Source organism: Pseudomonas sp. S2_B07, assembly GCF_054668435.1.
This window is the reverse complement of the sequence record NZ_CP162769.1, coordinates 5295665-5312260: the sequence shown is the minus strand read 5'-3', so window position 1 is coordinate 5312260 and position 16596 is coordinate 5295665. Positions and strand designations below refer to the sequence as shown.

At 60.7% G+C, this 16596-nt stretch carries 18 protein-coding genes; 9 read left to right on the top strand and 9 right to left on the bottom strand.

The window, feature by feature from the left end:
• Window positions 1-26 precede the first annotated feature (26 nt).
• From rlmD to AB4N43_RS24465, 4 genes are all read right to left on the bottom strand, one after another.
• A complete protein-coding gene (rlmD, locus tag AB4N43_RS24480) occupies window positions 27-1379 on the bottom strand; it encodes a 23S rRNA (uracil(1939)-C(5))-methyltransferase RlmD (RefSeq protein ID WP_460152050.1) in 1353 nt (450 codons plus the stop codon).
• The gene (gene cysM / locus AB4N43_RS24475) at window positions 1379-2281 is read right to left on the bottom strand and encodes a cysteine synthase CysM (protein ID WP_027923983.1); all 903 of its coding nucleotides are present in this window, start codon (window positions 2279-2281) and stop codon (window positions 1379-1381) included. Before cysM ends, rlmD begins: the two co-directional genes overlap by 1 nt.
• Window positions 2282-2485: 204 nt before the next feature.
• Complete coding sequence (locus AB4N43_RS24470; RefSeq protein ID WP_460152048.1) at window positions 2486-3916, bottom strand: histidine kinase sensor domain-containing protein; 1431 nt, start codon at window positions 3914-3916, stop codon at window positions 2486-2488.
• The gene (locus AB4N43_RS24465; protein ID WP_027923981.1) at window positions 3903-4625 is read right to left on the bottom strand and encodes a response regulator transcription factor; all 723 of its coding nucleotides are present in this window, start codon (window positions 4623-4625) and stop codon (window positions 3903-3905) included. Before AB4N43_RS24465 ends, AB4N43_RS24470 begins: the two co-directional genes overlap by 14 nt.
• 215 nt (window positions 4626-4840) lie before the next feature.
• Between AB4N43_RS24465 and AB4N43_RS24460 the strand changes: the two genes are divergently transcribed.
• The gene (locus AB4N43_RS24460) at window positions 4841-7597 is read left to right on the top strand and encodes a response regulator (protein ID WP_027923980.1); all 2757 of its coding nucleotides are present in this window, start codon (window positions 4841-4843) and stop codon (window positions 7595-7597) included.
• 102 nt (window positions 7598-7699) lie between these two features.
• Window positions 7700-8689, top strand: coding sequence for a 2-hydroxyacid dehydrogenase (locus AB4N43_RS24455; RefSeq protein WP_027923979.1), 990 nt, complete (start codon window positions 7700-7702; stop codon window positions 8687-8689).
• Window positions 8690-8695: 6 nt separating this feature from the next.
• On the opposite strand, the gene AB4N43_RS24450 is transcribed toward AB4N43_RS24455, so the two are convergent.
• Entirely contained in the window at window positions 8696-9103 is a 408-nt protein-coding gene (locus tag AB4N43_RS24450) for a hypothetical protein (RefSeq protein ID WP_027923978.1), read from the bottom strand.
• A 134-nt stretch (window positions 9104-9237) separates the two neighbouring features.
• Here AB4N43_RS24450 and AB4N43_RS24445 point away from each other — a divergent pair, with 134 nt between their 5' ends.
• Entirely contained in the window at window positions 9238-9672 is a 435-nt protein-coding gene (locus tag AB4N43_RS24445) for a hypothetical protein (RefSeq protein ID WP_027923977.1), read from the top strand.
• The gene (locus tag AB4N43_RS24440; protein WP_027923976.1) at window positions 9672-10076 is read left to right on the top strand and encodes an META domain-containing protein; all 405 of its coding nucleotides are present in this window, start codon (window positions 9672-9674) and stop codon (window positions 10074-10076) included. Before AB4N43_RS24445 ends, AB4N43_RS24440 begins: the two co-directional genes overlap by 1 nt.
• 72 nt (window positions 10077-10148) lie before the next feature.
• Here AB4N43_RS24440 and AB4N43_RS24435 read toward each other — a convergent pair whose 3' ends face one another.
• Window positions 10149-10616, bottom strand: coding sequence for a TlpA disulfide reductase family protein (locus AB4N43_RS24435; protein ID WP_059182319.1), 468 nt, complete (start codon window positions 10614-10616; stop codon window positions 10149-10151).
• A gap of 114 nt (window positions 10617-10730) precedes the next feature.
• Here AB4N43_RS24435 and arsC point away from each other — a divergent pair, with 114 nt between their 5' ends.
• From arsC to AB4N43_RS24420, 3 genes are read left to right on the top strand one after another with little or no spacing between them, the layout of a single operon-like run.
• The gene (gene arsC / locus AB4N43_RS24430; protein WP_027923974.1) at window positions 10731-11084 is read left to right on the top strand and encodes an arsenate reductase (glutaredoxin); all 354 of its coding nucleotides are present in this window, start codon (window positions 10731-10733) and stop codon (window positions 11082-11084) included.
• Window positions 11081-11677 carry an NAD(P)H:quinone oxidoreductase gene (gene wrbA / locus AB4N43_RS24425; RefSeq protein ID WP_027923973.1) on the top strand — a complete coding sequence of 199 codons (597 nt, stop codon included), beginning with the start codon at window positions 11081-11083 and terminating at the stop codon, window positions 11675-11677. Before arsC ends, wrbA begins: the two co-directional genes overlap by 4 nt.
• A gap of 1 nt (window position 11678) precedes the next feature.
• Window positions 11679-12104, top strand: a complete 426-nt coding sequence (locus tag AB4N43_RS24420) for a DUF2069 domain-containing protein (protein ID WP_027923972.1) — start codon at window positions 11679-11681, stop codon at window positions 12102-12104.
• A 99-nt stretch (window positions 12105-12203) separates the two neighbouring features.
• On the opposite strand, the gene AB4N43_RS24415 is transcribed toward AB4N43_RS24420, so the two are convergent.
• Both AB4N43_RS24415 and ttcA read right to left on the bottom strand, forming a co-directional pair.
• Complete coding sequence (locus tag AB4N43_RS24415) at window positions 12204-12878, bottom strand: DNA-3-methyladenine glycosylase I (RefSeq protein ID WP_059182317.1); 675 nt, start codon at window positions 12876-12878, stop codon at window positions 12204-12206.
• A gap of 130 nt (window positions 12879-13008) precedes the next feature.
• The gene (gene ttcA / locus AB4N43_RS24410; protein ID WP_027923970.1) at window positions 13009-13833 is read right to left on the bottom strand and encodes a tRNA 2-thiocytidine(32) synthetase TtcA; all 825 of its coding nucleotides are present in this window, start codon (window positions 13831-13833) and stop codon (window positions 13009-13011) included.
• A 279-nt stretch (window positions 13834-14112) separates the two neighbouring features.
• Here ttcA and AB4N43_RS24405 point away from each other — a divergent pair, with 279 nt between their 5' ends.
• Together AB4N43_RS24405 and AB4N43_RS24400 are read left to right on the top strand one after the other, a co-directional pair.
• On the top strand, window positions 14113-14715 hold the full coding sequence (locus AB4N43_RS24405) for a Yip1 family protein (protein ID WP_008029348.1): 603 nt from the start codon (window positions 14113-14115) through the stop codon (window positions 14713-14715).
• A 149-nt stretch (window positions 14716-14864) separates the two neighbouring features.
• Window positions 14865-15359, top strand: a complete 495-nt coding sequence (locus AB4N43_RS24400; RefSeq protein WP_027923969.1) for a SprT family zinc-dependent metalloprotease — start codon at window positions 14865-14867, stop codon at window positions 15357-15359.
• A 55-nt stretch (window positions 15360-15414) separates the two neighbouring features.
• On the opposite strand, the gene AB4N43_RS24395 is transcribed toward AB4N43_RS24400, so the two are convergent.
• Window positions 15415-16596 carry a CaiB/BaiF CoA transferase family protein gene (locus tag AB4N43_RS24395; RefSeq protein ID WP_194940669.1) on the bottom strand — a complete coding sequence of 394 codons (1182 nt, stop codon included), beginning with the start codon at window positions 16594-16596 and terminating at the stop codon, window positions 15415-15417.

Sequence of the window (16596 nt, the reverse complement as noted above, 5' to 3'; positions counted from 1 at the left end):
GGGACAGTCGGACCAGACGAGCCGTCCTAGCTCGCTTCAAATAACGCCATGGCCTCGACATGTGCCGTTTGAGGAAACATATCGAGAATCCCGGCACGTTTTAACCGGTAGCCCTGCTTGATCAATTCAACCGTGTCGCGCGCCAGCGTTGCCGGGTTGCACGACACGTACACCAACCGCTTGGCGCCCAAGGACGCCAGCTTGCGCACGGCCTCGAAAGCACCATCACGCGGTGGGTCCAAGAGTACCGCACAAAAGCCTTCGCGCGCCCATTCGGCGTCGGACAAAGGCTGGGATAAATCGGCCTGAAAAAACTTCGCGTTATGCAGATTATTACTAGCCGCGTTCGCAGCGGCCCGCTCGACCATGGCCTGCACACCTTCCACCGCGACCACTTCGCGAACGGCCTTGGCCAGCGGCAATGCAAAGTTACCCAAGCCACAAAACAAATCCAGAACCCGCTCATCCGCTTGCGGTTTCAGCCAGTCCAGCGCCTGGGCAATCATCGCTTCGTTGACCCCGGCATTGACCTGAATGAAATCCCCCGGCCGGTAGGCCAGTTCCAGGTCCCACTGCTCCAGGCGATAACCCAGCGACGCATCGGCCTCGACCGGTTGCGGTTCACCGTCCCCATGCAGCCACAATTGGGCTTCATGGACGGCGCAGAAATCCTTGAGGATGGCCATGTCGGCGTCAGACAACGGCGCCATGTGCCGCAGCAACACGGCCAATGACGAACCGCTGAACAATTCCACATGCCCCAGCGCTTGAGGTTTGCTCAAGCGACGGAGCATCTCCGGCAAGCCGGTCATGATCGGTTGCAAGGGCTGTACCAGCACCGTGCATTCGTTGATCGCGACGATGTCCTGACTGCCCGCTGCGCGGAAACCGACCTCGAGTTTTTTCGCTTTCATGTCCCAACGCACCGCCACGCGGGCGCGACGACGGTAACCGAATTCCGGACCGCTCAACGGCGCTGCCCACTCTTGCGGTTCGACACCGGCGACCTTTGACAGTTGCTCGGCAAGCATGCGTTGTTTCAGGGCGAGTTGTTCAGAATGAGGCATATGTTGCACGCTGCAGCCGCCACAGCGACCGGCGTGCGGGCACGGTGCCGGGCGACGCAGTTCGCTGGCCTGGAACACGCGCTCGGTGCGCGCCTCGACCACTTTGCCGTGGGCGCCCAATACTCGCGCCTCGACGTCTTCACCGGCCAATGCGCCGATGACGAACCAGGGGCGACCTTCGAAAAAAGCGATACCGCGACCGTCATTGGCCAGGCGCTCGATGCTCAAGCGCTGCTTTTTGCCGGTCGGGATTTGTGGGGCTTTGCTGCCGCCCGTGGGTTGGAAGCGCAGGCCTCTCTCGTGCTTGGCCATCAGTTAGGCGCGTCGAAAATGCCGGTCGACAAATAACGGTCGCCACGGTCGCAAATGATCGCGACGATCACCGCGTTTTCAACTTCTTTGGACAGGCGCAGCATCGCCGCCACGGCGCCGCCCGAAGACACGCCACAGAAGATGCCTTCTTCGCGGGCCAGACGACGGGTCACGTCCTCGGCTTCACTTTGCGCCATGTCGACAATACGGTCGACACGATCCGCCTGATAAATCTTCGGCAGGTATTCCTGCGGCCAGCGACGGATGCCCGGAATCGCCGAGCCTTCCATCGGTTGCAGGCCGATGATCTGCACGCCTTCGTTCTGTTCTTTCAAATAGCGAGAGACCCCCATGATGGTACCGGTGGTGCCCATCGAACTGACGAAATGGGTGATGGAGCCCTCGGTCTGACGCCAGATTTCCGGGCCGGTGGTGGTGTAGTGCGCTTGCGGGTTATCCCCGTTGGCGAACTGGTCCAGCACCTTGCCACGGCCTTCGGCTTCCATCCGCTGAGCGAGGTCGCGGGCGCCTTCCATACCTTCTTCCTGGGTGACCAGGATCAGCTCGGCACCATAAGCCGTCATCGCGGCTTTACGTTCGGCGCTGGAGTTGTCCGGCATGATCAGGATCATCTTGTAACCCTTGATCGCGGCGGCCATCGCCAACGCAATACCGGTGTTACCCGAGGTCGCTTCGATCAACGTATCGCCGACGTGGATCTGCCCGCGCAACTCGGCGCGAGTGATCATCGACAGCGCCGGACGGTCCTTGACCGAACCCGCCGGGTTATTCCCTTCGAGCTTGAGCAAAAGGGTATTGCTGGTGGCACCGGGCAGGCGCTGCAAACGGACCAGCGGAGTGTTGCCGACGCAATCGGCGATGGTTGGGTACTGCAAGGTCATGGCGTATTCGCAATCCAGACTGCGGGGGCGCCTATCATACCGGCAAACGTTCGAAGGCCATATCACGCAAAGTGCGGTGCTTATGGCTTATGGGAATAAGCAGTGAAATTCTGGTCACTCCTTTATGCCGACTGGTTAATTTGTGACGGGTGGCTGGGATGGCCTCATCGCGGGCAAGCCCGCTCCCACAGGGTTAGAGGACGATCACGCCATATACGGGTGACACACATCCAGTGTGGGAGCGGGCTTGCCCGTGATGGCGTCATCACTCACACCCTCAACTTCAGCCACCAACCGCATATTCAGCCGCAACCCACCCCCAGTGTTCTCAGCCCACAACTGTCCACCCTGACGCCGCACCGCATTCCTCGCAATGCTCAACCCCAACCCGAACCCGCCATCCCCCGGTCGCGAACCGTCGAGCCGAATGAAGGGGCAGAAGATCCGCTCAAGATCAGTCTCTGCCACCCCGCCGCCTTCATCTTCCAGCCACACATGCCAGAAATCGCCATCACGTTGCCCGCCCAGACTCACCACGCCGCCCTTGGGCGAATGACGAATGGCGTTGCGCAGGATGTTTTCCAGCGCCTGCGCCAGGGTGTTGAGGTTGCCGCGCACCCAGCACGACGAGTCCACCGTGCAGCGCAATTGACTGCCCGGCCAGCCGCTTTCATAGCAGGCATTTTCCGTGAGCATTTCCCACAAGGCCTGGACCTGAATCGCTTCGTCAGGCAACGGCGCACGCTCGGTATCGAGCCAGGCCAGTTGCAGCGTGTCCTCTACCAGACGCTGCATGCCATCGACCTCCCGCCCGATACGCTCGCGCAACGCCGTCAACCCCTGCTCGCTTTCGCTGGCCACCCGCAAGCGGCTCAACGGTGTGCGCAGTTCGTGGGACAGGTCGCGCAGCAATTGTTGCTGCAAGGCCACGGTGCTTTGCAGGCGCTCGGACATGTGATCGAAGGCCCTGCCCAGCTCGCCGAGTTCATCCGAACGATTGGTGGTGCTGCTCGACAGGCGCACGTTCAATTGGTCCGCGCGCCAGGCGTTGGCCTGTTCGCGAAGACTGTTCAACGGCACGACCAGCAGTCGATACAGACCGACACACAACAACAGTGTGAACATTCCCGGAATGATGCCGTTGGTGATCACGCGCCAGATCAACCGGTATTGCCCCGGTACAAAACGTTGGGGCAACTCGATCACCAGGCTGCCGGCCGCCGGGTCGTTGGGAAAAGGGATTCTCAACCATGGCAAGCCCCTGGTGTGGCGACTCGTTGGCCAATCCAGCCCCCGCAAAAAGGTCAGGCGCTGAATTTCTTTATCTGTCAGCGGATAGCTGCTCAACGACTGCAAGTCAGCGCCGATGACACCGACCCAGGATCTCTCGCGCTTGCCGATACCCTGCAGCCAGACGTCGACGCCTGCACTCTGGTGCTGATTCCAGGCTTGCTCGGCTTCGGCGGCGTAGCGGGTCAGCGTGATCCGGGCCTCTTCGGACAAGAACAGGTTTTTCTGCTCCATGTACCGCCCCCACGACCAGCTCAGCCAGATCATCAGCAGACAAAACGCTACCAACAAACAGGCAAGTTTCCAGAACAGCGAGTGACGTCCCGGCAGGTCAGACCATTTCATCGGCAGCACTCAGGACGTAACCCTTGCCCCAAACCGTACGCACTTCGCGCTCGGTGTAGCCGATACCCTTGAGCTTGCGGCGGATCTGACTGATGTGCATGTCGAGGCTGCGGTCATGGGCGGCGTAACCCCGTTGCAGCACATGCTGATACAGGAAGGCTTTGCTCAACACTTCATCGCCATTGCGGTTGAGCGTTTCCAGCAACCGATATTCGCTGCGAGTCAGGCCGGCGGCGTGCTCGCCATGGAAAACCTCACACAGTTCATCGTCAAAACGCAGGCTGTGCGCCTCGCAGGCCAACGGCTGCGGCGCCGGTCGACGGTCGAGCGCCACCCGACGCAGGATCGCTTCGATGCGCACGCGCAACTCGGCCATGCTGAAGGGTTTTGGCAGGTAGTCATCGGCGCCCAGACGAAAGCCGCTGATGCGATCCTCCTCGGCACCCAATGCCGACATCAGCACCACGGGCGTGGCATGGCTCTGGCGTAATTGCGTCAACACATTGAGCCCGTCCAGGCCCGGCAGCAGGATATCCATCAACACCACATCGAAAGCTTGCTGGCGCGCGATGGCCAGGCCTTCCTGACCGTTCTGGCACCAGGTCACCTGAAAACCGCAACGGCCCAAATGCTCGCGCACATAGGCACCGAGCACGAGGTCGTCTTCGATGGAAAGGATTCGGGGATGGCCAATCGGGATGGGAGTCATCAGTATCTGCAAATAATTCTCAGTTGAGCGATTATTAAAGATTGCCTGCCGATGGGCAACCCAAGGTTTGCCCAAGACACAAAAGCAGCCCGCCCGCCGACGAATGACGACATCAATTTTACGAAGATTGACTGCCTGCAAATCGCTACACTGCCCGGGTGGCGCGTACCGGATGTACCCGCAGGTCAATCAATCGCTGGATGCAGGAGAGATGCGTGCTCAAGAAACTGGGAATTAAAGGCCGCGTGCTGTTGCTGACCCTGTTGCCGACCACTCTGATGGCCTTGGTCCTGGGCGGCTATTTCACCTGGATGCAGCAATCCGACCTGCAATCCCAACTGATGCAGCGCGGCGAAATGATCGCCGAGCAGCTGGCACCGCTGGTGGCCCCGGCCATGGCGCACAAGGACAATGAGCTGCTGGAACGCATCGCCACCCAGTCGCTGGAAACAGCCGACGTGCGCGCAGTGACCTTCCTCGCCCCCGACCGCACACCGGTAGCCCACGCCGGCCCGACCATGCTCAATCAGGCGCCGCCGCTGGGCGACGGTTCGAAGATGTTGCGCCGCAGCGGCAACGATGCGACGCGTTACCTGCTGCCGGTGTTCGGCAAACACCGCAACCTGGCCGGCGACTTGATTCCCGACGAAGCCGACCGCCTGCTGGGCTGGGTCGAACTCGAGCTGTCGCACAGCGGCATGTTGCTGCGCGGTTACCGCAGCCTGTTTGCCAGCCTGATGATGATTGCTGCCGGTCTGGCGGGTGCGGCGCTGCTGGCCCTGCGCATGGGCCGGACCATCAATCGGCCGATCAGCCAGATCAAACTGGCGGTGGCGCAACTCAAGGACGGTCATCTGGAAACCCGCCTGCCGCCCCTCGGCAGCCAGGAACTGGATGAACTGGCGTCCGGCATCAACCGCATGGCCGGCACCCTGCAGAACGCCCAGGAAGAATTGCAGCACAGTGTCGATCAGGCCACCGAAGACGTGCGTCAGAATCTGGAAACCATCGAGATCCAGAACATCGAGCTGGACCTGGCGCGCAAGGAAGCCCTGGAAGCGAGCCGGATCAAATCCGAGTTCCTGGCCAACATGAGCCATGAAATCCGCACGCCGCTCAACGGCATTCTCGGCTTCACCCACTTGCTGCAAAAAAGCGAGCTGACGCCGCGTCAGCTCGACTACCTGGGCACCATCGAAAAGTCCGCCGACAGCTTGCTGGGGATCATCAACGAGATCCTCGACTTCTCGAAAATCGAGGCCGGCAAACTGGTGCTCGACAACATTCCGTTCAACCTGCGCGACTTGCTGCAGGACACCCTGACCATCCTCGCCCCCGCCGCCCACGCAAAACAGCTGGAACTGGTGAGTCTGGTCTATCGCGACACGCCGTTGTCGCTGGTGGGCGATCCGCTGCGACTCAAGCAGATCCTCACCAACCTGGTCAGCAACGCGATCAAGTTCACCCGCGAAGGCACCATCGTCGCCCGTGCCATGCTCGAAGAAGAACACGAAGACAGCGTGCAACTGCGCATCAGCATCCAGGACACGGGCATCGGCCTGTCGAGTCAGGACGTGCGCGCGCTGTTCCAGGCTTTCAGCCAGGCCGACAATTCGTTGTCTCGGCAACCCGGCGGCACCGGGCTGGGGCTGGTGATTTCCAAGCGACTGATTGAACAGATGGGCGGCGAGATTGGCGTCGACAGTACGCCGGGCGAAGGTTCGGAGTTCTGGATCAGCCTGAGCCTGCCCAAGACCCGCGACGACGCCGAAGACCTGCCCAGCGCTCCCCTGCTCGGGCGCCGCGTGGCGGTGCTGGAAAACCATGAACTGGCGCGGCAGGCATTGCAGCATCAACTGGAAGATTGCGGCCTGAGCGTCACGCCGTTCAATACCCTGGAAAGCCTGGCCAATGGCGTGACCGGCGCGCATCAGACCGATCAGGCCATCGACCTGGCGGTGCTCGGCATCACCAGTAACGACATGCCGCCCGAGCGTCTCAACCAGCACATCTGGGACCTCGAACACCTGGGCTGCAAAGTCCTGGTGCTGTGCCCGACCACCGAGCAGACGCTGTTCCATCTCTCGGTGCCGAACCCGCACAGTCAGCTTCAGGCCAAACCGGCCTGCACGCGCAAACTGCGTCGGGCCTTGTCCGATCTGGTCAACCCGCGCCAGCAGCGCAGCGAACCCGGCGAACCGGTCTCCAGTCGTGCGCCGAAAGTCCTGTGCGTCGACGACAACCCGGCCAACCTGTTGCTGGTGCAAACCCTGCTCGAAGACATGGGTGCCAAGGTGCTTGCAGTTGAAAGCGGTTACGCGGCGGTCAAAGCGGTGCAGAACGAAACCTTCGACCTGGTATTGATGGACGTGCAAATGCCCGGCATGGACGGGCGTCAAAGCACCGAAGCGATTCGCCAGTGGGAAAGCGAGCGGCATTGCACTCCGCTGCCGATCGTTGCCCTCACCGCTCACGCCATGGCCAATGAAAAACGCGCACTGCTACAAAGCGGCATGGACGATTACCTGACCAAACCCATCAGCGAGCGGCAACTGGCGCAGGTGGTGCTGAAGTGGACAGGTCTGGCGTTGCGCAACCATGGGCCGGAGCGTGCCAACGAAAGCCACGGTGGCGGGCATGATTTGCTGGTGCTCGACCCCGAAGAAGGTTTACGCCTGGCCGCGGGGAAGGCGGATCTGGCGGCAGACATGCTGGCAATGTTGCTGGCCTCGCTTGAAGCCGACCGCGAAGCCATTCGCATCGCCCGGGAAAGCAATGACCAGAATGCATTGATCGAACGCGTCCACCGCTTGCACGGGGCGACCCGTTATTGCGGCGTCCCGCAACTGCGTGCGGCCTGTCAACGCAGTGAAACCCTGCTCAAGCAACAGGACCCGAAAGCCCCCGGCGCGCTGGAAGACCTCGACCGGGCGATCAATCGCCTGGCCGCGCATGCCCGCATCAACGCTTGATGCAGCGCAACGGCGCTGACCACCATCAGCGCTAAGCTGCCTTTGGTAGCAGCTGCCGAAGGCTGCTACATAAAAGCTTTGACCGAGTTAAATGGAGGACTCATGCGCACGATTCTTTTCAGCAGCCAGACCTACGACCGTGACAGTTTTCTGGGCGCCGAGCTGCCCGCCGGCATCGAACTGCACTTTCAATCGGCGCGGCTGAGCCTTGATACCGTGGCGCTGGCAGAACATCACGAGGTGGTCTGCGCCTTCATCAATGACGACCTCAGCGCCCCGGTGCTGGAACGTCTTGCTGCGGGCGGTACGCGCCTGATTGCCCTGCGCTCGGCCGGTTACAACCATGTCGACCTGGCGGTGGCGAAACGTCTGGGCCTTGCAATCGTGCGCGTCCCGGCTTACTCCCCGCACGCTGTGGCTGAACACGCGGTTGCGTTGATCCTGGCGCTCAACCGCCGCTTGCACCGGGCCTACAACCGCACCCGCGAAGGCGATTTCAGCCTGCACGGGCTGACCGGCTTCGACCTGGTGGGCAAGACCGTCGGCGTGGTCGGCACCGGGCAGATCGGCGCAACGTTCGCCAAGATCATGAACGGTTTCGGCTGCCAGTTGCTCGCCTACGACCCGTTCCCCAATCCGCAGGTCGAAGCCCTTGGCGCCCGCTACCTGAGTTTGCCGGAACTGCTGGCGCAGTCGCAGATCATCAGCCTGCATTGCCCACTCAATGAGCAAAGCAAACACCTGATCAACCGAGAATCACTGGCGCACATGCAACCGGGCGCAATGCTGATCAACACCGGGCGCGGCGGCCTGGTGGACACCCCGGCGCTGATCGACGCCTTGAAGGACGGCCAATTGGGTTATCTGGGGCTGGATGTGTATGAAGAAGAGGCGCAGCTGTTTTTCGAGGACCGCTCGGACCTGCCGCTACAGGATGATGTGCTGGCGCGGCTGCTGACCTTTCCGAATGTGATCGTCACTGCGCACCAGGCCTTCCTGACCCGCGAAGCCCTGGGCGCGATTGCCGCGACGACCTTGCAGAACATCGTCGCCTGGGGCGCCGGAACGCCGCAGAATCAGGTCGAGGGCTGATTTTTCTCAGGCTTTGGACAACAGGATCATCAGGCCCAGCCAGCCGAAACCGAGCAAGCGCTGCCCCACGGAATGCCCGCGACGCAGCAGGAACCAGACAAAAAACGGCGGCAGGAAGAAAATCATCAGCTTCAGCCAGAGTTCTACCGGTCGCGTCCCGTTCAGCGTGGGTGTCGGAGCCGGTGCTGAAACGTCGGCTTCCACCTGGGTTTTTCGTTTGCGTCCGAACGCGGCTGGAGTCACCCGGGCCACTTTCTCATCTTCCGGCAAACGCCCGAAAGAAATCGGTGCCTGTACGGGCGCTACTGTCGAAGTGGCCGCTTGCACCGTTGCCGCCGGTGCACCGCAATGAATGCAAGCAGGCGCCGTAGAGCTGATGCTTTGCTTGCACTCATAACATTCGATTAACGCCATGTCCGTTCCCTAAAAGTGTAAAAGCGGCAGTGTGCCATGAGTCGACAGGTTTTTTGAACCTGATCGAAGGTCATCTCCCCGCCCCATGCTGCGTGCAGGCCCGTGATAGCATACCGCGCATATTTGGAGGACCCATGGTCGAACACGATTTCCGCTACACCCTGATGAGCCCGCAACACACCCTTACCGAATGCCGGGCCCTCGTGCCGGGGCGTTATCAAGTCACCGGCAACGGCGGCTCGATCCGGATTGGCGACGTGCTGGTAGTGACCCTCAAAGGCAGCAAGGACTTGTCCATGCGCCTGACCGTTGAAACGGTTCGCCACTTGATCAACCCGCCGGGCCAATGGGTCGCGGTGAGCAGTGGCCCGGTGTTCGGCGAGTTGGGGATCCACACCTGGGAAGTCAATTGCGACAGCTGCGCCAAAGCCTTGAGCTTTGAATTCGCGGTCGACGCCAAACTGGGCAACAAGGCTGAAAAACCGGCTGCTAATGCGCGGATTGCCGAATTGGGCTGGACCACCGTGGGTGAAAAACACCTGTGCCCGACATGCCAGGAGTCTGCGTGATGAAACGCCTCGCCCTGACCTCCCTGGTCGGTGCCAGCCTGCTGGGCTGCGCCGCCGAGCCGGTGCAACTGCAACAAAACCGTAGCTACATTCTGGAATGGATCGGCGAACGTCCGTTGATGGACTACAGCCACTTGACCATCACCCTCGGTGACGACGGCCGGGCCTACGGCAACGGCGGCTGCAACCATTGGTTCGCGCCCTACACTCTGGAAGGCGACAAGCTGAGCTTCGGCCAGATCGGCAGCACCCGCAAGTTGTGCGCGCCAGCAGTCATGGAGCAGGAAAAACGCTTCTTGCAGGCGCTGGAAGGCGTGCAGCGCTGGGACATTTCCCCGATCGAGCAGATGCGTTTCTGGCCGGCCGAAGGCAAGCCGTTGCGTTGGTGGCTTGAAGAGGGTTGATCGACGCACAGCAACCTATGTAGCAGCTGGCTGCGCCAGCTGCTACAAGTCGTGTACGGCTTAACAGTCATCTCACTTGACCGCCTGCAACGCCTCAAGCTTTGCCATCACCCCCGCCGCCGTCTGCTCGCCCATCAGTTGTTCGCGAACCTTGCCCTTGTTATCGATGATGTACGTCACCGGCAACGCCTCGCTGCGTGGCAATTCAAAAAAATCGGCCGGGTCTGAAGCCAGGACCGTGAACTTGATCCCCAGTTTCTCGCTGGCGCTCTTCAGCTCTTCACCCTGCACGTTGTCGAAATTGACCCCGAACACGCCGATCTTCTTGTCCTTCAACTGATCGGCCAACGCGTTCAACTGTGGAATCTCGGTCCGGCAGGGGCCACACCACTCAGCCCAGTAATTAAGCACCAGCCATTTGCCATCCAGGCGATTGGCAGCAACCTTGTGACCGTCCTGGTCGATACCATAGTCATTGCCGCAGCCCCCCAGCATCAACGCCCCGATAATCGCCAATGCCGCTGCCAGTTGCCTTGTCATGTCGTAATCCTTGCTCAAAATTGAATGCGCCTGCGACCCATCGCCTCGCAAGGTTCTGGATTGCGCGCTGCACAGTTAGAATAGCCGCCACTTTACGCAAGAAGCGACCCGCACATGACCGATCTGACGCTTTATCACAACCCGCGCTGCTCGAAATCCCGCGGTGCGCTCGAACTGCTCGAGGCCCGTGGCCTGACCCCGACCGTGGTCCGCTACCTCGAAACTCCGCTGGACGCCGCGCAAATCCAGACCCTGCTGAGGAAACTCGGCCTCAGTGCCCGGCAACTGCTGCGCACCGGTGAGGACGAGTACAAAACCCTCAACCTGGCGGACAGCAGCCTGAGCGAAGCGCAATTGGTCGGCGCCATCGCGGCGCATCCGAAACTCATGGAGCGACCGATTCTCGAAGTCGGCGACAAAGCCGTCATCGGCCGTCCGCCAGAGCAAATCCTGGAGTTGCTGCCGTGAGCGCGCCGTACATTCTGGTGCTGTATTACAGCCGCAGCGGCTCGACCAATGAAATGGCCCGGCAAATTGCCCGTGGCGTCGAGCAGTCCGGGATGGAAGCGCGCCTGCGCACCGTGCCGGCGATCTCCACCGAATGTGAAGCGGTGTCGCCGGACATTCCGGACGAAGGCGCGCTGTACGCCAGCCTCGACGACCTGAAGAACTGCGCGGGCCTGGCCCTGGGCAGCCCGACCCGTTTCGGCAACATGGCCGCGCCACTCAAGTATTTCCTCGATGGCACCAGCAACCTGTGGCTGACCGGCGCGCTGGTGGGCAAGCCGGCTGGCGTGTTCACCTCCACGGCGAGCCTGCACGGCGGCCAGGAAACCACGCTGCTGTCGATGATGTTGCCGCTGCTGCACCACGGCATGCTGATCACCGGCTTGCCTTACAGCGAGTCGGCGCTGCTGGAAACCCGTGGCGGCGGCACGCCATACGGCGCCAGTCATCACGCCGGGGCCGACGGCAAAAGCGGTTTGAATGAACATGAAGTGGCGCTGTGCCGGGCCTTGGGCCTGCGGTTGGCGAAGACTGCGCAAAAGCTGGGGAACTGACGTGGCCAAGAAGCCGAAGATTCTGCCGTCCATTGAATGGCTCCAGCCGCGGGTCCGGGCGATGCGCGTCATCAGCCTGCTGTGCTTTTTCGGTCTGGTGGGGCTGTTGTGCGCCTACTACCTGGTGTTCGCCGACCTGCATGGCGCGCGGCCATGGGTGATTCTGCTGATCGAGCTGGTGCCTTTGTTGTTACTGGCACCCGGCATGATTATCGGCAGTGCCCGCGGGCATTCGTGGATGTGTTTTGTGGTGAACCTGTATTTCATCAAAGGCGCGTTGGCGGCGTATGACCCGAACCGGCAGCTGTTTGGGTTGCTGGAGATGGGGGCGAGCCTGGCAGTCTTTTGCTCGGCATTGTTGTATGTGCGGTGGCGGTTTCAGCTCAATCGCAAGCTTGCGGGCGAAGGTGAGATTAGCGTCGCCTGACAGACCGCTGTCGCGAGCAGGCCCACTCCTACACTGGATCTGTGGTGTTCACAAATCCCCTGCAGGAGTGAGCCTGCTCACGATGGGATCAACTCGGTCTTAATGATTGACGGTGTAAGCCAGCATCATCGAAATCTGGCTCATCGCCCGCCCGCCACTCTGTTCATGCCACTGGTTGAACACCTCCTGCACCAAGGCCAGATCGCGCAAACTGGTCGGCACCTTGTCGACGATCTTCTGCGCATTCAACGCCGCAACCACGTCGTAGCTCGGCACAAACGTGTCCTTGCCGACCATGCGCAAGAAACGCGGCGCCGACAGCCCGCCCAATTGATGGCCGCGTTTTTTAAGGTACGTCCACAGCCCGACGATATCCGTCACCGGCCAATCGGCAATCAGCGCACCAAAGCTGCCCTTCTCATGCGCGACGTCCAGAATGAACTGCGCGTTGCGCGGCACGCTTTTGAGCTTGCCCAGGTGGCGGATGATTCGCGCATCCTGCATCAAGCGTTCGAGGTGTTCGGCGCTCATCAGCACGACTTTCTCCGGGTCGAACTTGAAGAACACTTCTTCGAAAGCCGGCCACTTGGCGTCCACCAGGCTGTGCTTGAGGCCGGCGCGGAAGACCCGCAGGGCCATAGTCGAGAGGTAGCGGTCGTCGCTGATTTTGCGCAATTGTGCCGGGGTTTTCGGAACGGGCAGATGGGCTTCCAGTTCAGCTGCTGAACCGAAGCGGTTCAGACAGTATTCGTGCAGCCACTTGTAATCGCGCATGCCCTCTCCTGAGGTATTAAACGAAAAACCAAATGGGGGAGCGAGCCTGCTCGCGAAGAGGGAGCATCAGTCAACCTACTCGTTGAATGACACACCGCTTTCGCGAGCAGGCTCGCTCCCACAGTTTTAATCAGAGGTTGACCACGTTAACGAAGCGCGAAGCCGCCGTCTCGTCGATCTTGAGGCTGGTGAAATCAAACAGGTTGCGATCCGCCAGTTGAGACGGCTGCACATTTTGCAGACTGCGGAAAATGCTTTCGGTACGGCCCGGGGTCTTGCGTTCCCAGTCTTGCAGCATGTCCTTGACCACCTGACGTTGCAGGTTTTCCTGAGAACCACAGAGGTTGCACGGGATGATCGGGAATTGCTTGAAGTCCGAATAGGCCTGGATGTCTTTTTCGTTGCAGTAGGCCAGCGGACGGATCACCACGTTGCGCCCGTCGTCGGCGCGCAGTTTTGGCGGCATGGCCTTGAGCGAACCGTTGAAGAACATGTTGAGGAAGAACGTCTCGACGATGTCGTCACGGTGATGACCGAGGGCCATTTTGGTCGCGCCGATTTCGTCGGCAAAGGTGTACAGCGTGCCGCGACGCAGCCGCGAGCACAGCGAGCAGGTGGTCTTGCCCTCCGGGATCAGCTCCTTGACCACCGAGTAGGTGTCTTTCTCGACGATGTGGTACTCGATGCCCAGTTCCTTGAGGTAGGCCGGCAGCACGTGCTCCGGGAACCCTGGCTGCTTCTGGTCCATGTTCACGGCCACGATCTCGAACTTGATCGGGGCGACCTTCTGCAAGTGCATCAGCACGTCGAGCATGGTGTAGCTGTCCTTGCCACCGGACAGGCAGACCATGACCTTGTCGCCGTCTTCAATCATGTTGAAATCGGCAACAGCCTCACCGGCCTGACGGCGAAGGCGCTTTTGCAGTTTGTTCTGGTTAACCGTGAGAGTGCCCATGACGCGAATCCGTGAGGTGTGACGAAAGGCCGGCATTTTACGCAAAAACTTCGCTCTTGTGGCGAGCGCCCCACAGGGACTTATGTCGACAGACCCGTCGGCGATTAACAGTGATCTTTACAGCGCGATTTGCTCTAAGCCCCTATCACCTGTACGGGTAAGTCCTTTCTATACTGCGACATAAGGTCGCATTCAAATCCAGACCTTTACTTACGTGGCCACTTTGGCCTGTAGGCGCTCCACTGGGGGGCGACGGTAAAAACAAGAGGAGTGACTGGCATGATCCATCACGTAGTGGGGCTTTTCACCCACCCCGACCAGGAATGGAAAGAAATCCGTGGCGACCAAGAGGAAAGCATCAGCCACATGTACCTGACTCACACGCTGATTCTGGCGGCGATCCCCGCCGTGTCCGCGTTTATCGGCACCACGCAGGTCGGCTGGGTAATCGGCAGCCGCGCACCCGTGATGCTGACGCAGGAAAGCGCGCTATGGATGACGATCATGTCTTACGTGGCGATGCTCGGCGGTGTTGCAGTCATGGGGGCGTTCATCCACTGGATGGCTCGCACCTATGACGCCAACCCGAGCCTGGCCCGTTGCGTTGCGTTTGCGACCTACACCGCAACCCCGCTGTTCATCGGCGGTCTGGCGGCGCTGTACCCACACATGTGGCTGGGGATGATCGTCGGGACGGCGGCCATCTGCTACACGGTGTACCTGCTGTACGTGGGGCTACCCACTTTCATGAACATTCCATCAGACGAGGGGTTCCTGTTTTCAAGTTCGGTGCTTGCGGTAGGCCTGGTGGTGTTGGTTGCCATCATGGCGTTCACAGTCATTGTCTGGGGACTCGGCGTGGGGCCGGTCTATACGAACTAATGGTTCTTTCCACCCAAAAACAAGATCTGCCAATACAGGCCGCCGCAAGGCGGCCTTCTAATGCCGGGGGCGACGACCATTCGGCGCCTCGGCGATTCGCAAGACTCCAGGGTTGCGGCATACTCGACGTCTCTGGAGATCCATCAAGCATGCCCGAGCAACTCAATACCCGCGTCGAAGACTGTTACCAACTGGCCGAATCCTTTTTCAAACGAACGTTCAAACGCCCCGTGGTGAGCCTCAAGCTGCGCGGTCAAAAAGCCGGTGTCGCGCATTTGCACGAGAACCTGCTGCGCTTCAATCCGCAGCTGTACCGGGAAAACACCGAAGACTTCCTCAAGCAAACCGTGGCCCACGAGGTCGCGCACCTGATCGCTCATCAACTGTTTGGCGACCGCATCCAGCCGCACGGTGAAGAGTGGCAGCTGATCATGCGCGGCGTGTACGAACTGCCGCCCAATCGCTGCCACACCTACGACGTCAAACGCCGCAGCGTGACGCGCTATATCTACAAATGCCCGTGTGCAGACAGCGATTTCCCGTTTTCAGCGCAGCGCCATGGTCTGGTGCGACAGGGCCGGCGGTATTTGTGCCGGCGGTGCCGGAGCACGTTGGTGTTCAGTGGGGAGATGCGGGTCGAGTAACCGCACGATCGTTCCCACGCTCCGCGTGGAACGATCAATGGGGCCCTGTCAGCCGCTAGATAACCACCTTGGCACGCCGCAATTCTTCGATCCGCTGCGCACTAAACCCCAACTCCCCCAACACCTGATCCGTATGCTGCCCCAGCGCCGCGCCGATATACCGTGGCTCAGGCAAACCGTCCGAAAACTTCAACGGACATGCCATCTGCGCCTGCGTAGAACCATCCCCTCGCGGAACCTCGGTCACCAAACCCCGCGCCTTCAGCTGCGGATGCGCAATCGCCTCGCCCAGATTCAACACCGGCTCGACACACGCATCCAGCTCAGCAAACAAGCCGCACAACTCGCCGAAATCATGTTTCTCGAATTCAGTCTTCAACGCGTCCTTGAGCTTTTTCTGGTCCGCAGGCTTTGGCGACAACCCCAGGGATGACAACTCCTCCAGCCCCAGCGCCGTACACAGTTGCTTCATAAACGCGGGCTCCAGGCTGCCCACTGAAAACCAGCGTCCATCCCGTGAACGGTAATAGTCATAGAAGCTGCCGCCATTGAGCATCTGGTTTTCCCGGCGCGGCTCCACGCCACAGGCCAGGTACCCGGCGCCGGCCATGGCGTTCAGGCTGAACGCACAATCGGTCATGCTCACGTCCAGGTGCTGGCCCTGCCCGGTCTGCTGCCGGGCGATGACCGCCGCGAGCAGGCCGATGACCCCGTGCAGCGAGCCCCCGGCGACATCCGCCACTTGCATGCCCAACGGCAGCGGCCCGCTGTCGGCGCGACCGGTGTAGCTGGCCAGTCCCGCCAGCGCCAGGTAGTTGATGTCGTGGCCGGCGCGGTCTTTGTAGGGGCCGGTCTGGCCATAACCGGTAATCGATACGTAGATCAGCTTGGGATTGATCGCCTTCAAGGCTTCATAACCCAGGCCCAGGCGCTCCATCACACCGGGACGGAACTGCTCCAGCACGATGTCATAGTCGGTCAGCAACTGCTTGATCACCTCCAGTGCTTCGGGGTGCTTGAGGTCCAGCGCCAGGCTGCGCTTGTTGCGATTGAGGTAGGCGTGACTCGCGGACACGCCCTGATCATGCGGCGGCAACACCCGCAGCAGATCCATGCGCGTCGGTGATTCGATGCGCAACACCTCGGCGCCCATGTCCGCCAGCAACAACGAGGCAAACGGCCCCGGCAACAGTGTCGAAAAATCCAGAACCTTGAGTGATGCCAATGGCCCGAGCAT

Excerpts from the sequence above, each read along its gene's own strand:
- AB4N43_RS24450 (WP_027923978.1), bottom strand. The coding sequence starts at position 9,103 with ATGGCGTTAATCGAATGTTATGAGTGCAAGCAAAGCATCAGCTCTACG.
- ttcA (WP_027923970.1), bottom strand. The coding sequence starts at position 13,833 with ATGGGCACTCTCACGGTTAACCAGAACAAACTGCAAAAGCGCCTTCGC.
- rlmD (WP_460152050.1), bottom strand. The coding sequence starts at position 1,379 with ATGGCCAAGCACGAGAGAGGCCTGCGCTTCCAACCCACGGGCGGCAGC.
- cysM (WP_027923983.1), bottom strand. The coding sequence starts at position 2,281 with ATGACCTTGCAGTACCCAACCATCGCCGATTGCGTCGGCAACACTCCG.
- AB4N43_RS24435 (WP_059182319.1), bottom strand. The coding sequence starts at position 10,616 with ATGACAAGGCAACTGGCAGCGGCATTGGCGATTATCGGGGCGTTGATG.
- arsC (WP_027923974.1), top strand. The coding sequence starts at position 10,731 with ATGACCGATCTGACGCTTTATCACAACCCGCGCTGCTCGAAATCCCGC.
- AB4N43_RS24440 (WP_027923976.1), top strand. The coding sequence starts at position 9,672 with ATGAAACGCCTCGCCCTGACCTCCCTGGTCGGTGCCAGCCTGCTGGGC.
- AB4N43_RS24405 (WP_008029348.1), top strand. The coding sequence starts at position 14,113 with ATGATCCATCACGTAGTGGGGCTTTTCACCCACCCCGACCAGGAATGG.
- AB4N43_RS24470 (WP_460152048.1), bottom strand. The coding sequence starts at position 3,916 with ATGAAATGGTCTGACCTGCCGGGACGTCACTCGCTGTTCTGGAAACTT.
- AB4N43_RS24395 (WP_194940669.1), bottom strand. The coding sequence starts at position 16,596 with ATGCTCGGGCCATTGGCATCACTCAAGGTTCTGGATTTTTCGACACTG.
- AB4N43_RS24465 (WP_027923981.1), bottom strand. The coding sequence starts at position 4,625 with ATGACTCCCATCCCGATTGGCCATCCCCGAATCCTTTCCATCGAAGAC.
- AB4N43_RS24455 (WP_027923979.1), top strand. The coding sequence starts at position 7,700 with ATGCGCACGATTCTTTTCAGCAGCCAGACCTACGACCGTGACAGTTTT.
- AB4N43_RS24445 (WP_027923977.1), top strand. The coding sequence starts at position 9,238 with ATGGTCGAACACGATTTCCGCTACACCCTGATGAGCCCGCAACACACC.
- AB4N43_RS24415 (WP_059182317.1), bottom strand. The coding sequence starts at position 12,878 with ATGCGCGATTACAAGTGGCTGCACGAATACTGTCTGAACCGCTTCGGT.
- AB4N43_RS24400 (WP_027923969.1), top strand. The coding sequence starts at position 14,865 with ATGCCCGAGCAACTCAATACCCGCGTCGAAGACTGTTACCAACTGGCC.